Source organism: Erwinia sp. V71 (assembly GCF_965644245.1).
Taxonomy (GTDB): Bacteria; Pseudomonadota; Gammaproteobacteria; order Enterobacterales; family Enterobacteriaceae; genus Erwinia.
This window is the reverse complement of sequence record NZ_CBFFRK010000200.1, coordinates 1-3,463: the sequence shown is the minus strand read 5'-3', so window position 1 is coordinate 3,463 and position 3,463 is coordinate 1. Positions and strand designations below refer to the sequence as shown.

Sequence of the window (3,463 nt, the reverse complement as noted above, 5' to 3'; positions counted from 1 at the left end):
ACAGCTCAGCTAAGGTAAGGCTAATACAGCTAAGGACTCCACTGAACCCCACCGATTAAATCGCACCTTCCCTAAGTCACTGTTTCTGAATAGTAAACAAAAAAAGACCGAATACGATTCCTATATTCGGTCCAGGGAAATGGCTCTTGTGGAGCCGTGCGCTAAAAGTTGGCATTAATGCAGGCGATGTCGCCTTGCCCTTTAAAGCGTAGACAAAACGTGCGGGAATGCCAGCCAGTGGTAAACGGCTTAGATGAAAGAAGTTAACATTGTGATCGTTCTGGCAGAAATCCAAAATCCGTACTGGCTGAAAGCAGCAGCACAGGAATAAAGCGATCAGATAGCAGAAGGAAAAAACCAGACAGGCAGCACACCCACCAGTGCACCGCCCTGCCCCTAACCGGCTCAGCTACACAGTGTTTTCGCGCGCTCGATAAACGGCGCCAGGCTCATTTTCTGGCCCGGATTTTTCGGATCATCAATCTGGATAATGGTGATTGGCACTGCATTCACCTGCTTGCTATTCATCATCTCGCTGGCCTTATCATCCAGCGGATACTGCACCAGCGTGCTCGGGTTAATCGCAAACAGTGCGCCATTATTCGCGCAGGTGAGCATCACTTCTTCACGGTTAAATGCCCATTTTTCTTTACCAATTTCAAAACGACTAACGGTAATGATTTGTGAGGCAGCCAGTGCGCTGCTGCTGATGCCCATCGCGAGCAGTAAACAGACCAGTTTTTTCATCGAGTTTCCTGATTTCATTCCACGCACCCGAACCGTCGGGCGCAAAAAACACATTATGCTGGTGCCAGCGTGGCAAAAATGCTGACCAGCAACAGCACCACAACGCTCAGCACCATTTCCAGCTGAGTCATGCGAATAAATGCCTGTTGCGTCTGCGCGCCCGCGCGGCGAAAGCGCGGCACCAGCCAGTAGCGGTTAAACAGCGCAATCAACACCATCAACCCCACCAGCACGGTTTTTACCAGCAGCAGCTGGCTGTAGAGCGCAAAGCTGGTCAGCGGCCAGCCAAGAATTATCAGCGAGTTGATGATACCGCTGATAATCACCAGCGCAACCGCCAGATGACCATAGCGCGAAAAACGCATCATGGTGCGAATCGCATCGGTGCGCAGCGCAATCACACGCGCATCCGCCATCAGCAACAGCACCGGCGGCAAACCGCCGACCCAGAATGCACAGGCAACCAGATGCAGGGCATGGTTGGCGCGCTGCAATGCCCCGGGCCAGCCGTCGAGCATGGCAGCATGACCAACGAACGCCAGACCGCAGAGCTGGGCAAGTCCGGCCACCAGCAACAGTTGCTGGCGTGGCAGACCACGCAGGAGAAAAGCGCCGCAGGCCAGCAGCGGCAGCACGATCTGCCAGCGCCAGGCTGAACCAAACCCCGTGCCCAGCACCGCCTGCCAGGTCGCGGCATCGGCGATATTACGCCAGTCGCCACTCATCAGCCCGGTCTGCACCGCCAGCAGTGCCTGCGCGCTCAGCAGTGCCGTCACGCTGCTGACCAGCAGCAGCGGATGCAGTCGCTGTGCCAGTCGGGTGCGATAGCGTCTGGGCGCCAGCAATGCGCTATAGAAGGCGCTTCCCGCCAGCAGCATCACCGCGGCAAAGTGGAGCCAGCGGCAGGCAATAAATAAGGTACTTAGCGACATCGGCTGCTTCACGCTGAAGCGGTCTTCCCCTGTGGTTTGCGGTCCCTGCGCAGGCAGGACTTGCCATGATGGCAGGCAGAATACTCCGCGCGTGCCAGCCTGTCGAGGCGATCGGGGTGATCCTGCGTGCTGTTGCTTGCCAATCCCGGCTAACTGCATTACTTTTGCCGCAGAGTTACAGGAGAATTGCATGTCAAATAATCTGGCGCCCCTGCCAAAAGAAGAGAAAGATAAGGTGAATGTAGACCTGGCTGCGGCAGGAGTGGCGTTTAAAGAGCGCTATAACATGCCGGTCGTCGCCGATCTGGTGGAACGCGAGCAGCCGGAAGCGCTGCGCGACTGGTTCCGTCAGCGTCTGCAGCATCATCGCCAGGCTTCTCTGAGCCTGTCGCGTTTACCTTACGAACCGAAACAGAAATAAGGCTGCCGGGTAAATCATGCTGCGTGTCATTGATACCGAAACCTGCGGTTTGCAGGGAGGCATTGTCGAAATCGCGTCGGTGGATGTGGTCAACGGCCAGATCGTCAATCCGATGAGCGACCTGGTGTGTCCCGATCGCCCTATCAGCCGCCAGGCCATGGCGGTACACCGGATTACGGAAGCGATGGTGCGCGATAAGCCGCCCATCGAAGAGACGATTCATCGTTATCAGGGCAGTGCATACTACGTGGCGCATAACGCCAGCTTTGACCGCCGCATGCTGCCGCCAATGTCCGGCGAGTGGATTTGCACCATGAAACTGGCGCGCACGTTGTGGCCGGGGCTGAAATATGGCAATCAGGCGCTGCGTGAAAGTCTGCAACTGGCGGTCACACCTCCTGCTGGTTTGCATGCTCACCGCGCGTTGTATGACTGTTATGTCACTGCGGCGCTGCTGATCCGCATTATGGAAATCTCCGGCTGGGATGCGCTGCAAATGGCGCAGCAAATGCAGGCGAAGAAAAGTGCCGACATCTTCCCGTTCGGTAAGTATCGCGGACGCAAAATCGCCGATGTGGCGAAGCGCGATCCGGGTTATCTGCAGTGGATGCTGAGTAATATCCCGGATCTGGACGCCGGTTTGCGCAGCGCAATGCTGCAACATCTCGACGTATAGAATGCTGGCGGGTGTGCAACCTTTTTATTATCACGGTTGCACACCCGGACTATTTTCAGTAACGGCACATGGTAATATCTGATTATTTTTCTGCTTATCGTTATCTGAAAAATAAAATAGCCTGCCGCGACAACCTCAACATTGAATAAACAAAGCGGAATCATAGCCGACAGGTCACTGAGATATCTCCAGCGCCTCAGAGAAACAGATTACATTCATTCGCCAGCATAATTTTCTGTCGCTAACCTGACACCGTTGAAAAACAGACAGATGCCAGTTCTCTCTGGCAGAAAATGTGTCAATACAACGTTTAATTCACGCCATTCAATTGGCAGTAACTATTATCAGAGCACTGACATCCGAATTTGACAATAACAACAGTCAACGCAATAATCACCGCCACTTTTTAATAGCAGCACCAGATTAATTAACACCGTAAAAAGGATAATAAAAAATCCATTGTTTTTAAGTTAAATAGATTAAGCCAGAATATTTATTGCCATAAAAAATTTATCACTGCATACACCAATGCAGTACAAACCATGATATCTGAAACCTGCTTATTGCGATGACCAGAGATAATATGATGATCAATTGCGCTAACAGAATTGGGCGGATTCAAGTTCGAAGTGCAACGCTAAGCCGCCTGTCTTCACTCTGCAAAGACCACTGAAGGCTGCCGGAACC

At 53.0% G+C, this 3,463-nt stretch carries 4 protein-coding genes; 2 read left to right on the top strand and 2 right to left on the bottom strand.

The window, feature by feature from the left end; all coding sequences use genetic code 11:
• Positions 1 to 405: 405 nt before the first annotated feature.
• Complete coding sequence (locus tag ACSZO1_RS21895; RefSeq protein WP_437616431.1) at positions 406 to 747, bottom strand: YebY family protein; 342 nt, start codon at positions 745 to 747, stop codon at positions 406 to 408.
• A 53-nt stretch (positions 748 to 800) separates the two neighbouring features.
• On the bottom strand, positions 801 to 1,679 hold the full coding sequence (gene copD / locus ACSZO1_RS21890) for a copper homeostasis membrane protein CopD (protein WP_437616429.1): 879 nt from the start codon (positions 1,677 to 1,679) through the stop codon (positions 801 to 803).
• A 190-nt stretch (positions 1,680 to 1,869) separates the two neighbouring features.
• Here copD and ACSZO1_RS21885 point away from each other — a divergent pair, with 190 nt between their 5' ends.
• On the top strand, positions 1,870 to 2,100 hold the full coding sequence (locus ACSZO1_RS21885) for a DNA polymerase III subunit theta (RefSeq protein WP_437616427.1): 231 nt from the start codon (positions 1,870 to 1,872) through the stop codon (positions 2,098 to 2,100).
• A 16-nt stretch (positions 2,101 to 2,116) separates the two neighbouring features.
• Positions 2,117 to 2,776, top strand: coding sequence for an exodeoxyribonuclease X (gene exoX / locus ACSZO1_RS21880; protein WP_437616425.1), 660 nt, complete (start codon positions 2,117 to 2,119; stop codon positions 2,774 to 2,776).
• The last annotated feature ends 687 nt before the right edge of the window (positions 2,777 to 3,463 follow it).